Genomic DNA, 17,470 nt, shown 5'->3' with positions numbered 1-17,470 from the left:
GTGGGGAGCGTGTCGCGTTTGGATGCACCCGTCATCGCGACGGGTGCTTTTTTTTCGCGGGCCCGGCGCACTCAGAACTTGTGACGGATGCCGGCCGCGACCACCGCCTGGCGATCGTTGCCCGACGCGGCCAGATTGAAGATTCCTGCGTTGCCGAGCACCGCGACACCGTCCGCGCCCGTCACGCGCTGATACACGCCTTCGAGATAGAGATCGGTACGGCGCGACAGCGCATAGTCGGCCTGCAGCATGAACTGGTTCCACTTCGGCGCGATGCTGCGGCCCGCATCGTCGAAGCGGCCCTGCGTGAACGTATACGAGCCGCCCAGCGAGAAGGCCGGCGTCAGGAAGTAGCGCCCGTTCAGTTCGTAGTTGCTGAAGGTCAGCAACTGGCCGTTCACGGTGCCGTATGCGCCGCCCTGCGACAGTTCGCGCGGGTCGTTCAGGATCGTTCTCGTATAGACGAAGCCGATCGTCGCATGATCGAACGCATAGTGCGCGCCGGCGCCGAACGTGCGCCAGCGTCCGCCCGCGAGCATCGCATCGCCGTCCGAGCTGCTCAGCGATCCGCCGGTGTTCTTCGGCGCATTCACGCCGCCCGGCTGGTTCGACTGCAGGTACGCCACGCCCACGTCGAGCGGACCGTTCGCATACCGCGCGCCGACGCTGTACGCGTTGTTGTTGCTGAACCCGCCGCCCTGGTTGCTGAAGCCGTACGCGCCGCCGAACGTGAGGCCGCCGTAGTCTGCGCTGCGGAACTTCACCGCGTTGTTCATCCGCGTGTCGTTGGCGAGGTTGTCGTTGTCGTACGGGTGATCGGCGAGGTTGCCGCCGAATCCCGAGCCCGTCGCCGACAGCGGCGCGACGAAGTCGACCAGGAAATCGTATTGCCGGCCGAGCGTCACCGTGCCCCATTGGCGGCTCGCGAGGCCGACCCAGGCCTGACGGCCGAACTCGTCGCCGCCGTTGCCGAACTTGCCGTTCGCGACGTTGAAGCCGTTCTCGAGGGTGAACACGGCGGCCAGGCCGCCGCCGAGATCCTCGTTGCCGCGCAGCCCCCAGCGCGACGTGCTGACGTTGCCGCTCTGCACGCCGTAAGCGGGCCCCGCGCCGGCCGCCGATTTCTGGTTGCTGATGTAGTCCAGGCCCGCGTCGATCGTGCCGTACAGCGTGACGCTGCTCTGCGCATGCGCCGCGCCTGCAAGCAGGCACGCAACCGCTGCCGGGATTGCCAGAAGTTTCTTCATGATGGTTTCGCTAGAGTGGATCGGTCTTCTCGCATCGCCGGCCGGTGTGGAACGGCCGCTCCGTCCGCGATGCGATGGCGCACAATTTAGGCAGCGGGCATGACAGCGCCGTTATCGAAACGGCCCGAAAAATGAAACCTTCTTCATCCTCGCGATACGCCGCATTCATGTCCGTGCGGAACGCACAGGCGCATGAATTTCTTTTCACGTTGCGTATGCCGATCCGATAGCCCCCCTCCCCTATGCTTGTCCTCAACCCGACGCGCGGCATCGACTGGCCGTGCCGGGGATGATCCAGTCAATCATCATGAGGATTCCGAACATGAAAACCGCCAAGATCGTCGCTTCCACGCTGCTCGCCGCATGCGCCGCGCTGTCCGTTCCCGCGTTCGCGCAAACGAGTACCCACGCGATGCAGATGACGCCGGCCGCCACCAAGGACGGCGTGCCCGGTGCGCAGGCCGCCGGCCAGTGGGTGCCGCCGTACGGACAGCCGATCCACGAGAAAACGCGTGCCCAGGTCTACGCGGAACTCGTGCACGCCGAACAGGACGGGCAGATCAAGTACCTCGACTCCACGCTCTATTCGCATTGATGCGCACCGCCGCGCGGCCGGGCGTGCTGCCCGGCGCGCGCCGCCCACCTCTCGCATCACCCGTCATTCATGAAGCTTCGTCCCTTGCTCGTTCGTTCCGCCCGTGTTGCGCTCGTCGCGATCGCGGCCGGCGTGATGCTGTCCGGCTGCGCCGGCGCGCAGCCCGACGGCCCCGGCGATTGCGTCGGCCCGCCCGATTTCTGTGTGCCGTTCTTCGGCTCGTAAACGCACGACGGGCGCGCTGCCATCGGCAACGCGCCCGTTCGTACAGGGGGGCCGCGCGGTTATGCGTCCGGCAGCGTCACCTGGTAGCCGTAGCGGCTCACCGTATCGATCCGGACATCGGGCAGATGCCGCGCGAGCTTGCGGCGCAGCCGCGACACCACGAGATTGACGCTCGATGGATCGACATCGTCCTTGTCCTGCCACACATACCGGATCAACTGGTCGCGCGGCACCGGCGCGTTCGGATGGCGCATCAGGCATTCGAGCAGCAGGCATTCGCGCCGCGTCACGGCAAGGCGCAGCTTGCCGTCCTTGAGTTCGCGCGCGAGCGTCTCCAGCATGGACACCGACGCGACCGGGCCTTCCGTGTCGCGCGGCCCGGCCAGCCGCTGCAACGCCTGCAGGCGCTCGTGCAGTTCGATGAACGAATACGGCGCGCCGAAACACGCATCGGCACCTGCGTGCAGCACGCGGATGCGCTCGCGCGCCGACGCCTGGCCGATCAGCACCACCAGTGCCGCACCGCCGCCGTCGGCGACGAAACGCGGCAGCATCGCGATCAGCGCGGCATCGCTGCCCGGCTCGAACGCGGTCGCGACGATTGCGTCGAACGTCTCCTGCGACGCGAGGAACAACCCGTCGCGCAGATCGTCCGCACGCTGCAGGCTGTGCCCGCTCTCCTGCAGCGCCTTGTACAGCCACGCTGCTTCCGGGTGCGGCGAAGTCACGAGCAGCACGCGCATCGTCAGCCCGCCTCGCGGCGGCAATGCGCGCGCACGTGCAGCCGGATGCGAACGACCGTCATGCGAGCGACCTCGGCCAGCATTCGATCGTCACGCGCGTACCGGGCTCGGCATTGCCGATGCGCAGCGTGAAGTCGTGCACGTTGACGACCGTCGACACGATGCTCAGGCCGAGCCCGGCCCCGGCGAGGTGCCCGGTGCGGCGGCTGCGGTAACGATGCTGCAGCACGGCCTCGCGCTCGTTCGCCGCGATGCCCGGGCCGTTGTCGACCACGTCGATGCGCGGACCGGACGGCGTATCGTGAAGTTCGAGGCGCACGGTGTCGCCCGAGGTCGTGTACTTGAGCGCGTTGTCGAGCAGGTTCGTGAGCGCCTCGAACAGCAGCGCGCGATCGCCGTGAATCCGCGCGACTGGTTCGACGAGCACGACGAAATGGATGGCACGGCTGTCGGCGAGCGGCTCGAACAGTTGCCCGACGTCTGTGACGAGATCTTCCAGCGCGAGCTCGGCGAACCCGCCGCGCCGCTGCAGCGACCCGATTTCGGCGATGCGCAGCATCGCGCGAAACCGGCTGAGCAGCACGTCGGTCTCGTTGCGTGCGCGGGCGACGAGCGTCGCCAGCGCGGCATCGTCGAGCCCGTCCGCGCGCTCCGCCGCATGCGCAAGCAGCGTATGCACGTGCGCGAGCGGCGTTCGCAGGTCGTGCGCGATACCGTCGCAGACGCCCTTCACCTCGTTCATCAGGCGCTCGACTTCCTCGAGCATGTGATTGACCAGATGCGACAGCAGGTCGATCTCGTCGTGCCCGCCGATCGGCAGCCGCTGCCCGAGGTCGCCCTGCGCGATGCGCTGCGTGATGCGCCGGACTTCCTTCAGGCGCCGCATCTGCCGCACGCTGAGAATCAGGCCGCCGACGACGCCCGCGCCCAGGCAGAACAGGCCGCCGCCGACCAGCGCCTGGATGATCGCCGCGCGAATCCGCAGGATGTGCGTCAGGTCGCGCCCGAGCACCAGCACGTCGCCGTTGGCGCGCCGCTCCGCCATCGTGCGGACGACCGGCGGCACCTGGTCGCCCGCGATCGTCATCGTGTGGTCGAGCGTCACGCCGGTGCGATCCGGCCGGATGCCGTCGGGCATGGCCAGCACGTCGCCGGCGACATGCCTGCCGTCGGCCGTGAAGAGCCCGTAGTAGTTGGTGTGCATCCGCTCGTGCTCGATCCGGTGCTGGATGGCCGCGGCAAGCTGGTTGTCCTGGAGCGAATCGAAGTAGATCATCTGCCAGTCGATCACCACGTCGGTTTCGCGCTCCATGTCGTGCGTGATGATCGATGCGATGAAGCCGAGCAGCAGCATCACCGACACGGAGAACGTCACCGCGTAGACCGACACGAGCCGGAACGTGCTGGAATACCAGTGACGCTTCGGCGCCGGCTGGACGTGATCCGTCGAGGACATCAAGGTTGCGGAGTCAGCCAAGGATGTAGCCCGCGCCGCGTACCGTCTGGATCATCTGCTTCGCATCGGGCGGATCGATCTTCTTGCGCAGCCGGCCCATGTGCACTTCGATCAGGTTGGTGCCGGGATCGAAGTGATAGCCCCATACGGCCTCGAACAGCATCGTGCGCGTGATGGTCTGGCCGGCATTGCGCATCATGTATTCGAGCACGCGGTATTCGGTCGGCAGCAGCGCGATTTCGTCGCCGTCGCGAAACACCTTGCGCGAAATCAGGTCGAGCCTGAGCGGGCCGACGGTCAGCGTCGTGGCGAACGGCGCCGGCGCGGTCTGGCTCCGGCGCAACAGCACCTCCAGGCGTGCCGCCATTTCCTCGGGATCGAACGGTTTGGTCAGGTAATCGTCGCCGCCCGCACGCAGGCCGCGCACGCGTTCGTCGACATCGCCGAGCGCGCTCAGCATCAGCACCGGGGTGCGCACGCCGACGCTGCGCATCGTGGTCAGGATCGTGAGGCCGTCGACGACCGGCAGCATGCGGTCGAGCGTGATCACGTCGAACTCGTTGCCGAGCGCGCGGGCCATGCCGTCGCGGCCGTTCGCCACCCATTCGACCGTGAAGCCGCGCCCTTGCAGTTCCCTGACTATTTCGTTCGCGGTGATTTCGTCGTCTTCGATCGTCAGTACGTGCGCGATGGCCGTACCGCTCTCGGCCGGCCGGTCGGGCAGGGCCGGCGTGTTACCGGGGGAAACTGATGATGCCATTTACGATTCTCGTCTTCAGCGAAGGGACGCACGCGCTTCGACACCCGAAGGGCGAGCGCGTTCGGATGGAGACTACACGCGCGCGCGTAAATCGTGCGCGTCGACTTCATGAAGAAAGTTTCATATACGGCGGCAACGCCCGCCGGGGCTACCGGCGCGCGTTGTTGCGACAGGATGCCGCACGGCCCTTCGCCTTCGCGCACGGGCGGTTGCAACCGATCGCGTCGAAAGGTATCGGTAAAGAATCGCGCATCAGCTTCGGTGCGGCTCCGCGCCGGGCTGGTCGACGCGATGCGAAGCGACACGATGTGCCGCGTTCTCCACACGCTGCGTGCGCTCGACCTTCTCGTGCGCGAGCGTCACGTCGGCAATCGCGAGCCCCGTTCCCTGCACCTTCGCGAACGCCAGCACCGGTGAGCACACCAGCGCGATGAGCGCGGCCATCCTGACGGTCTCTTTCATTGCATTACCCCGATGCGGGCCGCGCCGTGCGCAGCGTCGATTGATCACGGGTTCGACGATACGCCCGCACGGCTAACCGTTCGGTCGCGCGTGCATGAAGGTTTCTTTAAGGTCCGATGCACACGAAGACGATCGCTCCAGCGCGCGGTCGATGCGGATAAAACTAGTTTCATCTTCGCGCGGCCGTTTCGATAGTCCACGGTGCCTAACCTGTGTCGTGAGGTCGACGTTGGCAATCCACCGTACGGCCGGTTCCCAACGCTTCCCAGGAGTCGAAGATGAAACATCCCGCCCGTTACCTCGCCTGTTCCGCGCTGCTCGTGATGAGCTTCGCCGCGCATGCCGCGCCGACACTCACGCCGGCGCAATGCCACGACTATCCGTTCGTGCATACGCACGGCCCGGTCTCCCACCGGCAACTGATCAACGAGCTGAACGAGCTGGAATCCGTCGGCTACAACCCGTCGTCGGGCGACGAGAGCAGCTATCCGGACGATATCGATTCGGCGCAGGCGCGCCTGATGACCGAGTATCAGAAGGATTGTGCGGGCGCAGCCAACACCGTCGCGTCGAACGGCAACTGACTCGCCACCGGCGAACGATCTCCGAGTTTGCGCGCGTGCCTCGCGGCCGCGCGTTTTTTTCGTCGATGCCGTGCACGCTACGCGACCGTTTTTTCCAACGACGGGCGGATCGCGACGGAAGGCAACGTCGTGATCGTGAACGTCGCCGGACGCGCGGTGATCGGCACGATCGATTTCACCGGGTACCACGGGCCGCCGCGATCGCGTGTTGTCCCCGTATGGCAAGCACGCACGCGCTCGCGATCGGCTTCAACGTGTCGGTGTCGCTGTTCGGCGGCACGACGCCGCTCGTCACCGCATGGCGCGTCGATCGCACCGGCGTCTCGCACGACGGCGCGCCGCGTGCCGTCCTATCCGACGCGATACATCGGCAACACGTTGCTGCCGGCCGCTTCCTGGCCCGACGCGAGCGGATGGTGCGCCTGTTCGAGCAGCCAGTTGGTCAGCACCGCGATATCGAACTCGTTGCACGCATCCGGGTTCTGCACCAGCACGTAACTGCCCGATGCGACCGTGCAGTGCGCGAACAGTTCGACGAGCCGGCCCTGCTTCAGCAGCCCGTCGACCAGCGGCCGCCGCCCGATCGCGATGCCGTGCCCGTCGACCGCCGCCTGCACCAGCTGGTCGTACTGGCTGAAATGCAGCGCGCCGGCGGGCCGCAGGCGCGGCACGCCGAGTTCCTTCAGCAGATGGCTCCACCCGTGCCACGGCCATTCGCAGCGCGGATCGTCGAGATGCAGCAGCACGTGCTTTTCAAGATCCTCCGGCTTCATCGACGCTGCATCGCCCGCCGTCGCCATCAGGCTCGGGCTGCAGACCGCCACGACGCGCTCGCGAAACAGCACGTCCGTATCGTCCGTCGACGTATACGGCCCCGCATATCGCACGGCCAAATGCAAACGTTTGCGCTTGAGATCCTCAATTTCGCTCGTTGCCGATACGCGCACGTCGATGTCGGGGTAGCTTGCGCGGAACGAACCGAGGCGCGGAATCAGCCACAGCGCCGCGAACGATACGGTCGTCGACAACGAGATCGCGCGCTGTCCCACGCTCGACGACAGCTTGCCGATCACCGATTCGAGGTCGGACAACGCGAACGAGATCGCGTCGTACAGCTCCCGTCCCTTGTCGGTCAGCGTCAGCGATCGAATGTGCCGGTGAAAGAGCTCGATCCGGAGCTGCTCCTCGAGTGCCTTGACCTGCCGACTCACGGCAGATTGCGTGACGTTCAGTTCCTGCCCGGCGCGTGTAAAGCTCAAATGACGCGCCGCGCATTCGAAGCCTCTCAGGAAATCCAGCGAAGGCATACTTCTCAATCGTTTTGCCAATCTCACATTAGCCATACCGCCGCCTCAAAGTTGCACCCATCGACAGGCAAGTCGCCTTTCGTTCCCCTGAATCGTTTCTCCTATTTGGATTCGGAAGCGATTTTATATTGAAGAATGGATGCTGATCATTCTTATTTTCAATCGTGACACTCGTATTTATCTATCGATTTTAGTCGGCCCGATATTCTTACATTAACATTATTAAGTAGTGGTTTTGTAAATAAATATTCTGGCGGAATGACGCCTGGAATGGCCTGAAAATGCCCATCAAAACAGGGGATTGCGGGCAAAAATCGATGTCACGGCGGACATCTCGACATCGCAACGGAATCACGCCCCGCGCCTACAATACAATTTCAATCACCCGACATATCATTTCATTTGCCGCATTACGGAAAGAAAACACACGCCAACATACACGCGAAATACCATTTAAATCAGGAATTTCATGTTTATGAAAATATACTAAACGCATGAATTTTGATTCAATCATGCAATAACAGGAAATTGATGAACCCATTATGTCCGGAAATGAATATCCCGCCGGCCGGATACCGGACACCGTACGCACTACGTCATCTTGCCGGCCGGAATCGGTTCCGCCCACGCTGGACGGGGCACGCATCCGCTATACGCCGTCCACCACGCCATCCGCCACACGGTTCGTCCGCGCGGTCACTTCGCGGCGATAGCGGTTCAGCTCCTGCGCGGTCGCGAACGTGCGCCCGAACAGGATCGACAGGTTGTGCAGGATCCGCTCGACGACCTTCTTTTCCCACTCGCCGTCGAACCGGATCTGCTCGTCGAGCCAGCGCTCGAGCCATTCCGGATCGGGCAGGCGCGACTGCACGGTATCGCGCGGGAACAGCGCCTGGTTCACGTGCAGGTTGGTCGGGTGCAGCGGCTTCTCCGTGCGGCGCGCCGACGCCATCAGCACGCCGATCTTCGCGAACGCCGCGCGCGCGACGTCGCCGCAGTCGTTCAGCGCCTTCTTCATGTAGCGCAGGTAGGCGCCGCCATGGCGCGCTTCATCGCGCGAAATCGTTTCGTAGATCTGCTTGATGACCGGCTCGGTGTGCCAGTCGGCCGCGCAGCGGTACCAGTGGTTCAGGCGGATCTCGCCGCAGAAATGCAGCATCAGCGTCTCGAGCGGCGGCGCCGGGTCGAATTCGAAGCGCACCGCGTGCAGTTCCGCTTCGGTCGGCACCCTCTCCGGCCGGAAGCGGCGCAGGTATTCCATCAGCACGAGCGAATGCTTCTGCTCCTCGAAGAACCACACGCTCATGAACGCGGAAAAGTCGCTGTCATGCCGGTTGTCGCGCAGGAACATTTCCGTCGCGGGCAGCGCCGACCATTCGGTGATCGCGTTCATCCTGATCGTCTCGGCCTGCTCGTCGGTGAGCAGCGAAGCGTCGAACCGGTTCCACGGAATGTCCGTCTCCATGTTCCAGCGCACCGCTTCCAGCGACCTGAATAATTCCGGATAGAGCATCGTCGTCACCGTCGTTGAACAATGTTCCGGCACGGCACGGCACGCACGCGGGCGGCCGGCCCCGTCGCGGTCATGCCGATTGCGTGGACGCCGGCGCCGCCGCTTCGGCATCGGGCGCACGCTCGTCCGCGTCGTCGTCCACCGTGCGCGGCGCCAGCCTGCCGCGCAGCAGCGCGTAATAGAACTGCCGGTACGTGCGGTGGTAATAGCGGATGCGCGGCCCGATCGCGCCATGCAGGTCGTGCAGCCGCTCGATCGGCAGGTTCGGCATCATGTGATGCTCGACGTGATAGTTGTTGCCGTTCGTGAACCACGTCATGAACGCGTTGCTCTCGATCGTCCGCGTGTTGCGGAACGGGTCGGTGCTCGTCAGGTCGCAGCGGTAGTGCTCGGGCATCTCGACCAGCGCATGCACGGGCGCGGCGACGAACACCAGCGGCACAACCCACACCCACACGGCAAACCACGTGTGCAGCGCGACCGACACGCCGGCCAGCAGCGCGATCGCCGCGACCATCAGCAGGTGATCGCGGCGGATCGCGCGCGACACGAGCGGGTTGTCGCCGAAGCGCGCTCCCGGCACGACGAGCTTCGCGACGTTCTTCGCGAACTGGATATAGTGCGCGGCCATCGACAGCCGCCACGCCCACAGGCCGAGATTGACGACGGGGCTCGCGCCGTACTGGTCGCCGTAGTCGAAGAACTCCTTGTTCTCCGGCGTGCCGAGCAGCCGGTGATGACGCAGGTGGCTGTCCTGGTATGCGTGGAACGACACCAGCATCGGCATGCCGAGCAGCACGCCGAACACCATGTTGAGCCGCTTGCTCCGGAACCCCTGGTAGTGCAGCGCCTGGTGCTGCAGCTCGACGCCGTGTGCGTACATCGCGCCGATCAGCAGGATCCCGACGATCTTCAGGATCACATACGTCGACAGCGCGAACAGCATGCCGTGCGCAACGAGCGCGACGTATACCGCGAGCTTCAGCGAGAAGACGACGCCGCTCGGGCGGCTCTTCATGTCTGCAACCGGTTTCTGACGGGCGACAAGCGATGAGGTGACGGACAAGACGCTCTCCTTGAGCCGGACCCTGCCCGGCGCCATGACACGGCGACGCTGGCGCGCTGCCGGGTTGCAATTCTTCTGTGAGTCGATGCTTCGGACAAACGAATTTTCCGAACGCATTGCATGACGCCCGCGCATGAGCGCACCACATCGTGAACTAGACGACCGGTCGAATGCGTACCGGCCATTCACCCGGCGCGGGTTCACATGCATACGTGCGGGGCAGACACGAGTGGATGCGTAGCGCTCATGCATAGCCTGCAAATATTCCGTTTGTCGTGTCATGTCGATCCGGCAAGAATCCCCCTCACTCGACGAACGGCGCCGCCGGCACCGTGGCACGAGCGGCCGTGTTCCTCAACGGGAGATTCTCGTGACGAAGTGCGCATCCACCATTCATCGCCTGATCGAATCGCTCGAGGACGTCACGGGCGCCACGCATCGCATGACGTTCGTCGACGAGGCCGGCAACGAGGCAGGCATCACGTACCGGCGCTTCGCGGAAGAAGTGTTTCATCAGGCCGGCGCGCTGCGTGAACTCGACGTGCGCGAGAACGACCTGGTGATGCTCGCCTTGCCCGCATCGGTCGAGCACGCGGTCGCGATGATGGCCTGCGTGATGACCGGCGCGCTGCCCTGCACCGTGCCCGTTCCCGCGCGCCGCGCCACCGCCGGCAGGCAAGTGATCGACGTCGCGTGCGAGCTGTACCGGCCGCGCCTCGTCATTGCCGCCGATGCACAGGCCGCCGCGTGGCGCGACGACGCATTTCCCGCGGCATCGACGCGCGTGGTCGATCTCGACACGCTGTCGATCGCCGCGGATGCCGGCGCGCGCGCACTGATCAGCGCGAAGAGCGGTCACGATCCGCATCACGTGCAGCTCACGTCGGGCTCGACGTCACACCCGAAAGCCGCGGTGCTCAGCCACGAGAACGTGATCGCGAACGTGCTCGGCATCGGCGGGTCGGTCCGCTTCGACATCGCGGCCGGTGACGGCACCGCCTCGTGGCTGCCGCTCTATCACGACATGGGGCTGCTCACGCTGCTGTCGAACCTGCACTACCGCGCGCCGCTGCTGATGATGCAGCCGAACAGCTTCATCCGGAATCCGCTCGGCTGGCTGAAGCGCATCGCGTCGGCGCGCGCGACGACGACGTCGGTGCCGACCTTCGCGCTGCGCTACTGCGTGCGCCGCTTCAACGCCGCCGCGATGGAAGGCGTCGACCTGTCCGCGTGCCGCAACATCTTCATCGGCGGCGAACGCGTGGACGACGCGACGCTGCGCGACTTCGCCGCGACGTTCGCGCCGTACGGCCTCGCGGCATCGGCGCTGCAGCCGTGCTACGGGATGGCCGAATCGACGCTCGCGGTGTCGATGCATCGTGCGTGGCATGAAGGCACGGTGGACAGCGCACCGTACGTGATCGCCGACACGCTCGACCGGCGCGCGCTGATCGAGCGGCGCGACGCGCAACCGGCCGCCGCGAACGACGGCGCCGTCACCGAGACCGAAACCGTGCTCGCGATGGGCACGCCGATCGACGGCATGGCCTTCCGGATCCTCGACGACGGCGACCACGCCCTCGCGAACCGCGCCGTCGGCGAAGTCGCGATTCGCGGCACGTCGGTGATGCTCGGCTACCTGAATCCCGACGACGGCTCGATCGCCGCGCCGCTGACGGCCGACGGCTGGTTCCGCACCGGCGACATCGGCTACGTCTCGGACGGCCAGCTCCATATCCTCGGGCGCAAGAAGGAAGTCATCATCATCCGCGGCAGCAACTACTTCCCGCACGACATCGAGGAAGCGCTGGCATCGCATCGCACGCTGCGCAAGAGCACGTGCATCGCGTTCGGGCTGCCCGACCCGGAGACGGGCACCGAGCGGCTGGTCGTCGCGATCGAGGCGCGGCCCGCCGACGCGACACCGCAGACGCGCGCCGAGTGCCAGCAGCTGCTCGCGTCGCGCATCGGCTTCGCCGCGCAGGATCTGTGCTTCGTCGAGCCCGGCTCGTTGCCGCGCACCACCAGCGGCAAGCTGCAGCGCCTGAAATGCCGCGACCTCTATGCGAACGGTGCGCTGCCTGTCATCCACGCAGCGGCGGCGGCCGAAGCCGGCCAGGGAGCGTACGCATGACGGCCGCCCCGCTCACGCCGGTGCTCGAGCTGCGCGACGTCACGCGCGTGTACGAGGGCGCGGGCCGCGTCGTCGCGGTGCGCGACGCGTCGATCTCGATCGGCCCGCGCGACGTCGTCGCGCTCGTCGGCCCGTCGGGCAGCGGCAAGAGCACGCTGCTCAACCTGGCCGGCTTTCTCGACGTGCCGAGCAGCGGCGAACGCTGGCTCGAAGGCCATCGGATCGACGACGCGCCGGACACGCTCGAACGGATCCGCCGCGAGCGCATCGGCTTCGTGTTCCAGCAGTTCAACCTGATTCCGGTGATGTCGGCGCTCGAGAACGTCGAGCTCGGCTGCTTCGCGTGGGGCACGCCGCGTACGCGCCGCGAGCGCGCCCGCGCGATGCTCGACGCGGTGGGACTCGCCGCGCGCGAACGCCACCGCCCCGGCGAGCTGTCCGGCGGCGAGCAGCAACGGGTCGCGCTGGCGCGCGCGCTCGCCAAGGAGCCGGCGATCGTGATCGCGGACGAGCCGACCGCCAGCCTCGACAGCACCAACGCGCGCGCGGTGGCCGAGTTGATCCTCGACACCAACCGCACGCTGGGCACCGCCTTTCTGATTGCGTCGCACGACGATCGTCTGTGCGCGCACCTGCCGCGCCGCATCGAGATGCGCGACGGCGTACCGGGAGTGAATCGTGAACTGGTCGACGTTTGCGTGGCGTAACCTCTGGCGCAACAAGCGCCGCACCGTGCTGACGATGGCGATGATCGGCGTCGCCGCGTTCGCGTCGAGCCTCGCGCTCGGCTACGTGATCGCGACCTTCGACGCGGTGCGCGAAGGCTCGATCGACAGCGGCGTCGGCCACGTGCAGGTGCTGCACCATGGCTATCTCGACCTGATCGGCGAACGGCCGCTGCAGTACGGGCTGACCGCCGACGAGCAGGCTGCCGCCGCGCGCGCCGTCGCCGCGCTGCACGGCGTCGCCACCACCGCGCGCGGCATCGACTTCGACGGGCTGATCTCGAACGGCGATCTCAGCTACGGCTTCGTCGGCGAAGGCATCGAGCCGAACCGCGAGCCGCCCGGCTTCTTCGACTATCACACGGTGCTGTCGGGCCGCTACCTGTCGCCCGCGAATGCCGGCACCGAAGTCGTCGTCGGCGCCGAACTCGCGCGCAAGCTCGGCGTGCACGTCGGCTCGGTCGTGCAGTTGATGGCCTCGACCGCGCACGGCGGCATCAACGCGACCGACGCGCAGATCGTCGGCGTGATGAGCACGGGCAACAAGGACGTCGACGAACGGATCGTCGACGTGACGTTCGCGGCCGCGCAGGCGCTGCTGCGCACCGACCGCGCGTCGCGCATCGCGGTGTTCCTGTCGGACACGGCGCACACGCCGTCCGCCGCCGCGACGCTACGCGCCGCGCTACCCGCGCTCGACGTGAAGACCTGGGACCAGCTCGTGTCGCTCTATCACCAGGTCGTCGCGCTGTACAAGAACCAGTTCTCGGTGTTCGGCGCGATCCTGTGCGTGACGATCCTGCTGTCGATGAGCAACTGGATCCTGATGAGCATCGTCGAGCGCCGCCGCGAGATCTCGACGCTGCGCGCGCTCGGCGTGCCGGCCGCGACGGTGCGCGGCGTGCTGATCCAGGAGACCGCGTTCCTCGGCCTGCTCGGCGCGGCCGCCGGCATCGCGGCGGCGCTGCTGACGATGGTCGCGCTCAACCATGCGCAGATCCACCTGCCCGCGCCGCCGGGCCGGGTGAAGCCGATCCTGCTCGAATTCACGGTTTCGCCGGCCGCCGTGGCCGCCGTCGAAGGCGCGTTCGTCGTGCTCGGCGTGGCCGCCGCGCTGCTCGCGACGCTCGGGCTCGCCAAACGCAACATCCTCGAAGGACTCGCCCCATGAACCGCATTCGCCTGATGGTCGCCGCGCTCGTCGCGTGCGCGCCGCTCGCCCACGCAGCCGACGCACCGGCGGCCCAGACCATGCTCGCCCGTGCCGACGCGTACCGCAGCACGGCCGCCGATACGCAGACGAACATCCAGATCACGAACGAGGTCGGCGGACAATCCGGCGACGCGACGCGCTATCTCGTCTACACGCGCGGCAACGGCGACACGCTCGCGCTGACGCGCAGCGGCGAGAACGACGGCCAGAAGTATCTCGCGACGACGCGCGGCCACTGGTTCTACGTGCCGAACACGCGCAGCGCGGTACGCATCAACGGGATGCAGCGGCTGCAGGGCGAGGTCGTGATCAGCGACATCACGCGCACGCACTGGGCGGACAGCTATCGCGCGTCGGCCGCGCCCGGCGCGACGACGATCGCCGGCAAGCCGGCCACCGAGCTCGACCTGACCGCGACCGACCCCGACAACGTCTATCCGACGATCAAGCTGTGGGTCACGCCCGACACCGACGTGCCGGTGCGCGCGCAGTTCTTCCTCGCGAGCGGGCTGCTGTTCCGCAGCGCCGATTTCTCCGCGCCGGTCGATGCGAACGGGCGCAAGGTGATCCGCAAGATCACCTATCGCAACGAGATCGAAAAGCAGCGCGCGAGCGTCGTCGACATCCTCGACGGCCAGCCGCGCAAGATTCCGTCGGGCTGGTTCAACCCCGACACGCTTGCCGATGGCCAGTGACCACGACGCCCATGCCGACGCCCGTCGTGACCGCCCTCGTCCCTCGCCCGGCCGCCTCCGGCGCGGCGTCGTACTCGCCGTTCCGCTCGCGCTCGGCTGCACGCTCGCGCACGGAGAATCGCTGATGGAACAGTTGAGCACGCTGAACGGCGTCGCCTACGCACGCTCGGTCGACAGCATGGACGGTCATGCGCTGCTCGGCAGCCTGATCGGCGACCAGCCGCGCAACCAGCAGGAAGCGGGCCTGCTCGCGCGCATCGACGGCGAGAACCTGTTCCTGAACGCACGCGCCGTCGCGAGCAACCATTCGCTCGGCGCGCAGGCCACCCGCTTCAACGAGGCCGGCGTGCGCTACGCATTCGACAACGGCATCACGCTCACCGCCGGCAAGCGGATCGACCCGCTCGACACGTCGCAGGCGTTCTTCCCGCTCGGCTTCTTCCAGAAGCGGGCCGCGACCGCCGACATCTACGACCGCTACGGCGACGTCGAAGGCACGCCGCTCGTCGAAGCGAAATGGGCCGGCGAACAGGCCACGCTGCAGTTCATCGCCGGCGAGAACCGCACGCTGCGCAACGACGTCGACAACCGCGACGTGCAGGGCGCGACGCAGCTCGTGCGCGGCGCGTACAACTGGTCGGGCGGCTCGGCCGCGCTGCTCGCCGGACGTCATGCGGGCCGCGGCGGCGCGGGCGCGACGCTGTCGTTCGACGTCGCACGCTCGAACACCGTTTATGCGAGCGCGTGGCTCGAGCGCGGCACGACACGGCCGCTGCCGGCCTTCATCGCGAACGGCACGCCGCTCGATTCGCCGGCCGCATACGACGCCGTCGATCGCCGCAACGACCGCCAGGTCATGTGGCGCAGCGCGGTCGGCATGCAGAGCGCACTGCCCGGCAACCTGTCGCTGATCGTCGAGTGGTCGCACGACGAGGCGCGTTACGACGCGAACCAGTGGCGCCGGATGGTCGGCGCGGTGCGCGCGAACAACGCGCTGCTGCCCGTCGCGCCCGGCCCCGCGCTGGCCGGCCTCGGCGGCACCGCCGATTTCGTGAGCGCGGACGGCAACCTGCGCGACTACCTGTTCGCGCGGCTCGGCAAGAAGATCGGCCGCGTCGAGTATTCGCTGCGCGGCGTGTATTCGCCGCAGGACAAGGGCCTGCTCGCAATCGCCCAGGTCGTCGCCGACGTGAACAAGCGCGTGAGCGTCGATGTCGCGCTCACCCGCGCGTTCTCCGACAGCAACTCCGAGTACCGGATGGTCGGTCTCGGCACCCGTATCGACGCCGCCGTGCGCGTGCGCTTCTGACAGGAACCCCGCCCCATGTCCACGCTTTCCGCCCCCGCTTCGTCCGCCGACCTGCCGCCGCCGCCGCTGCTGCGCGTGGCCGACCAGGCCGCGTATCCGGTGCTGCGGCACCTCGACACGATCGGCACCATCGGCACGCCGCCGCGCGCGGCCGCCCGGCTCGTCGAGGCGGCCGCCGTGCGGCTGCTCGACAGCGAGATGGTGATCGCGCTGCGCGCCGCCACGCCGGACGTGCTGCCCGATTCGTCCGCGTCGACGCCGCTGCGGCACGACGAGGCGCCGCTCACCGAAGCGCTGCTCGGCCAGATCGAACGCGAAGGGTTTCATCACCTGTTCAAGCCGTTCATGCGCGCGTTCATCCGCATCATGTTCGGGTTGTTCTTCTCCGACGACCAGAACCGTCGCGCATGCGACTGCATCGACAGCGGCCACAACTTCGCGTTCCTGATGAGCGACGGCGGCGGCCCGACCCTCGCCGCCTGGCGCACGGTCGTGCGCAGCGACGATAACGGCCTTGCGCTCACCGTCGACAAGGTGTGGGGCATCGAAGCGCATCGCGACTGCATGGCGGTCGTCGCCGCGCGGCTGCCGGGCGTGATGTTCCCGGCCGCGTACCTCGTGTGGCCCGACGAGTACCGCAAGCTCAAGCGCACGACCTGCGGCGCGCCGTTTCTGGCGGGCAACCTGCAACTCGCGAACGTCGGCGGCCAGGTGCGCGTGAGCGCCGAGGATCGCCTGCGGATCGGCGGCCCGACCGTGTTCAACAAGTACCTGACCGTCGTGCGCCCCTACTTCGTCCGCGCGCTGATGGCGCACGTCGAATGGCTCGCGCAAACCGGCCGCGTCGAACTCGACGCCGACGCGCGCGCCGTCCACCGCTTCATCGCGGACGCCGCGTGCAGCCAGACCGACGACGCGCACTACAGCTTCGGCAAGGTGCAGCGCGTGCTCGCGATCAAGCTGCTGTCGAACGAGTTCCTGACGGCGCTCGTGCGCGACGGCCGGGTCGCGACGTTCGACGACCAGCGCGACCTGCTGGCGTTTTCGAAGATGGAAGGCAGTTCGTACCGTTGTTATCACGAGCTTCGCAAGAGCCTGCGCTGCGAAGCCGGCAGTTGACCCACGCGACAGGCCGATCGATCCCGATCAACCCACTTCATTACCAGGAGCTCCTCTCATGACGACCCAGAACGTTCCGGCCGACGCGCTCGACATCCTGTCCCGCGAAGTCGCGAAGATCCTCAATGTCGAGACCGTCGACACCGATGCCGGCATCGGCGAACTCGGCATCGATTCGCTGAACATCGTCGAGCTGATCGTGTTCTGCGAACAGCTCTACGGTTCGATCGACCCGGAAGCGCTGAACATCACGCAGTACACGACGCTGCAGCAGCTCGACGCGCAACTGCGCAGCCAGCAGCACGCCGCCTGACACG

General features: G+C 66.7%; 18 protein-coding genes. 10 read left to right on the top strand and 8 right to left on the bottom strand.

Annotated features, from left to right (window positions below; translation table 11 throughout):
* Positions 1-71: 71 nt before the first annotated feature.
* A complete protein-coding gene (locus E9536_RS23070; protein ID WP_060084763.1) occupies positions 72-1,247 on the bottom strand; it encodes a porin in 1,176 nt (391 codons plus the stop codon).
* A 322-nt stretch (positions 1,248-1,569) separates the two neighbouring features.
* Here E9536_RS23070 and E9536_RS23065 point away from each other — a divergent pair, with 322 nt between their 5' ends.
* Together E9536_RS23065 and E9536_RS41540 are read left to right on the top strand one after the other, a co-directional pair.
* Positions 1,570-1,842 carry a DUF4148 domain-containing protein gene (locus E9536_RS23065; RefSeq protein WP_059699687.1) on the top strand — a complete coding sequence of 91 codons (273 nt, stop codon included), beginning with the start codon at positions 1,570-1,572 and terminating at the stop codon, positions 1,840-1,842.
* 69 nt (positions 1,843-1,911) lie between these two features.
* Positions 1,912-2,067, top strand: a complete 156-nt coding sequence (locus E9536_RS41540; protein WP_162923038.1) for a hypothetical protein — start codon at positions 1,912-1,914, stop codon at positions 2,065-2,067.
* 59 nt (positions 2,068-2,126) lie between these two features.
* Here the strand turns inward: E9536_RS41540 and E9536_RS23060 are convergent, their stop codons facing one another.
* From E9536_RS23060 to E9536_RS23045, 4 genes are all read right to left on the bottom strand, one after another.
* Positions 2,127-2,810, bottom strand: a complete 684-nt coding sequence (locus E9536_RS23060) for a response regulator transcription factor (protein ID WP_060067806.1) — start codon at positions 2,808-2,810, stop codon at positions 2,127-2,129.
* 58 nt (positions 2,811-2,868) lie between these two features.
* On the bottom strand, positions 2,869-4,266 hold the full coding sequence (locus tag E9536_RS23055; protein WP_049096825.1) for a HAMP domain-containing sensor histidine kinase: 1,398 nt from the start codon (positions 4,264-4,266) through the stop codon (positions 2,869-2,871).
* A gap of 13 nt (positions 4,267-4,279) precedes the next feature.
* Positions 4,280-4,957, bottom strand: a complete 678-nt coding sequence (locus E9536_RS23050; protein WP_021160456.1) for a response regulator transcription factor — start codon at positions 4,955-4,957, stop codon at positions 4,280-4,282.
* A 321-nt stretch (positions 4,958-5,278) separates the two neighbouring features.
* Positions 5,279-5,488 (bottom strand): hypothetical protein, encoded by a 210-nt coding sequence (locus E9536_RS23045; protein ID WP_027792903.1) that lies wholly within the window; start codon positions 5,486-5,488, stop codon positions 5,279-5,281.
* A gap of 278 nt (positions 5,489-5,766) precedes the next feature.
* On the opposite strand from E9536_RS23045, the gene E9536_RS23040 reads away from it, so the two are divergent.
* Positions 5,767-6,072 (top strand): DUF4148 domain-containing protein, encoded by a 306-nt coding sequence (locus E9536_RS23040; RefSeq protein ID WP_027792904.1) that lies wholly within the window; start codon positions 5,767-5,769, stop codon positions 6,070-6,072.
* Between the two features lie 350 nt (positions 6,073-6,422).
* Here E9536_RS23040 and E9536_RS23035 read toward each other — a convergent pair whose 3' ends face one another.
* The 3 genes from E9536_RS23035 to E9536_RS23025 all read right to left on the bottom strand — a co-directional run bounded on the left by E9536_RS23035 (position 6,423) and on the right by E9536_RS23025 (position 9,910).
* The gene (locus E9536_RS23035; RefSeq protein WP_027792905.1) at positions 6,423-7,415 is read right to left on the bottom strand and encodes a LysR substrate-binding domain-containing protein; all 993 of its coding nucleotides are present in this window, start codon (positions 7,413-7,415) and stop codon (positions 6,423-6,425) included.
* Positions 7,416-8,028: 613 nt separating this feature from the next.
* Complete coding sequence (locus E9536_RS23030; protein ID WP_136470789.1) at positions 8,029-8,901, bottom strand: ferritin-like domain-containing protein; 873 nt, start codon at positions 8,899-8,901, stop codon at positions 8,029-8,031.
* A gap of 61 nt (positions 8,902-8,962) precedes the next feature.
* Positions 8,963-9,910: a fatty acid desaturase gene (locus tag E9536_RS23025; RefSeq protein WP_060199028.1), complete on the bottom strand. Its 948-nt coding sequence runs from the start codon at positions 9,908-9,910 to the stop codon at positions 8,963-8,965.
* 418 nt (positions 9,911-10,328) lie between these two features.
* Between E9536_RS23025 and E9536_RS23015 the strand changes: the two genes are divergently transcribed.
* The 7 genes from E9536_RS23015 to E9536_RS22985 are packed head-to-tail and all read left to right on the top strand — an operon-like array spanning position 10,329 to position 17,466.
* Positions 10,329-12,092, top strand: coding sequence for a fatty acyl-AMP ligase (locus E9536_RS23015; RefSeq protein WP_136470787.1), 1,764 nt, complete (start codon positions 10,329-10,331; stop codon positions 12,090-12,092).
* Positions 12,089-12,799: an ABC transporter ATP-binding protein gene (locus tag E9536_RS23010; RefSeq protein ID WP_060085965.1), complete on the top strand. Its 711-nt coding sequence runs from the start codon at positions 12,089-12,091 to the stop codon at positions 12,797-12,799. Before E9536_RS23015 ends, E9536_RS23010 begins: the two co-directional genes overlap by 4 nt.
* Complete coding sequence (locus E9536_RS23005; protein WP_060170296.1) at positions 12,771-13,988, top strand: FtsX-like permease family protein; 1,218 nt, start codon at positions 12,771-12,773, stop codon at positions 13,986-13,988. The genes E9536_RS23010 and E9536_RS23005 overlap by 29 nt, the downstream gene beginning before the upstream one ends.
* The gene (locus tag E9536_RS23000; RefSeq protein WP_021161211.1) at positions 13,985-14,725 is read left to right on the top strand and encodes an outer membrane lipoprotein-sorting protein; all 741 of its coding nucleotides are present in this window, start codon (positions 13,985-13,987) and stop codon (positions 14,723-14,725) included. The genes E9536_RS23005 and E9536_RS23000 overlap by 4 nt, the downstream gene beginning before the upstream one ends.
* Positions 14,715-16,034 carry a hypothetical protein gene (locus E9536_RS22995; protein WP_136470785.1) on the top strand — a complete coding sequence of 440 codons (1,320 nt, stop codon included), beginning with the start codon at positions 14,715-14,717 and terminating at the stop codon, positions 16,032-16,034. Before E9536_RS23000 ends, E9536_RS22995 begins: the two co-directional genes overlap by 11 nt.
* A gap of 15 nt (positions 16,035-16,049) precedes the next feature.
* Positions 16,050-17,153 (top strand): hypothetical protein, encoded by a 1,104-nt coding sequence (locus E9536_RS22990; protein WP_136470783.1) that lies wholly within the window; start codon positions 16,050-16,052, stop codon positions 17,151-17,153.
* Positions 17,154-17,211: 58 nt separating this feature from the next.
* Positions 17,212-17,466, top strand: coding sequence for an acyl carrier protein (locus E9536_RS22985; RefSeq protein ID WP_006481176.1), 255 nt, complete (start codon positions 17,212-17,214; stop codon positions 17,464-17,466).
* Positions 17,467-17,470 lie beyond the last annotated feature (4 nt).

Source organism: Burkholderia sp. LS-044, assembly GCF_004803625.1.
Taxonomy (GTDB): domain Bacteria; phylum Pseudomonadota; class Gammaproteobacteria; order Burkholderiales; family Burkholderiaceae; genus Burkholderia; species Burkholderia cepacia.
This window is presented reverse-complemented; position numbering and strand designations above follow the sequence as displayed.

Excerpts from the sequence above, each read along its gene's own strand:
- E9536_RS23035 (WP_027792905.1), bottom strand. The coding sequence starts at position 7,415 with ATGGCTAATGTGAGATTGGCAAAACGATTGAGAAGTATGCCTTCGCTG.
- E9536_RS41540 (WP_162923038.1), top strand. The coding sequence starts at position 1,912 with ATGAAGCTTCGTCCCTTGCTCGTTCGTTCCGCCCGTGTTGCGCTCGTC.
- E9536_RS23060 (WP_060067806.1), bottom strand. The coding sequence starts at position 2,810 with ATGCGCGTGCTGCTCGTGACTTCGCCGCACCCGGAAGCAGCGTGGCTG.
- E9536_RS23065 (WP_059699687.1), top strand. The coding sequence starts at position 1,570 with ATGAAAACCGCCAAGATCGTCGCTTCCACGCTGCTCGCCGCATGCGCC.
- E9536_RS23000 (WP_021161211.1), top strand. The coding sequence starts at position 13,985 with ATGAACCGCATTCGCCTGATGGTCGCCGCGCTCGTCGCGTGCGCGCCG.
- E9536_RS22985 (WP_006481176.1), top strand. The coding sequence starts at position 17,212 with ATGACGACCCAGAACGTTCCGGCCGACGCGCTCGACATCCTGTCCCGC.
- E9536_RS23055 (WP_049096825.1), bottom strand. The coding sequence starts at position 4,266 with ATGTCCTCGACGGATCACGTCCAGCCGGCGCCGAAGCGTCACTGGTAT.
- E9536_RS23010 (WP_060085965.1), top strand. The coding sequence starts at position 12,089 with ATGACGGCCGCCCCGCTCACGCCGGTGCTCGAGCTGCGCGACGTCACG.
- E9536_RS22995 (WP_136470785.1), top strand. The coding sequence starts at position 14,715 with ATGGCCAGTGACCACGACGCCCATGCCGACGCCCGTCGTGACCGCCCT.
- E9536_RS23025 (WP_060199028.1), bottom strand. The coding sequence starts at position 9,910 with ATGAAGAGCCGCCCGAGCGGCGTCGTCTTCTCGCTGAAGCTCGCGGTA.
- E9536_RS23040 (WP_027792904.1), top strand. The coding sequence starts at position 5,767 with ATGAAACATCCCGCCCGTTACCTCGCCTGTTCCGCGCTGCTCGTGATG.
- E9536_RS23070 (WP_060084763.1), bottom strand. The coding sequence starts at position 1,247 with ATGAAGAAACTTCTGGCAATCCCGGCAGCGGTTGCGTGCCTGCTTGCA.
- E9536_RS22990 (WP_136470783.1), top strand. The coding sequence starts at position 16,050 with ATGTCCACGCTTTCCGCCCCCGCTTCGTCCGCCGACCTGCCGCCGCCG.
- E9536_RS23045 (WP_027792903.1), bottom strand. The coding sequence starts at position 5,488 with ATGAAAGAGACCGTCAGGATGGCCGCGCTCATCGCGCTGGTGTGCTCA.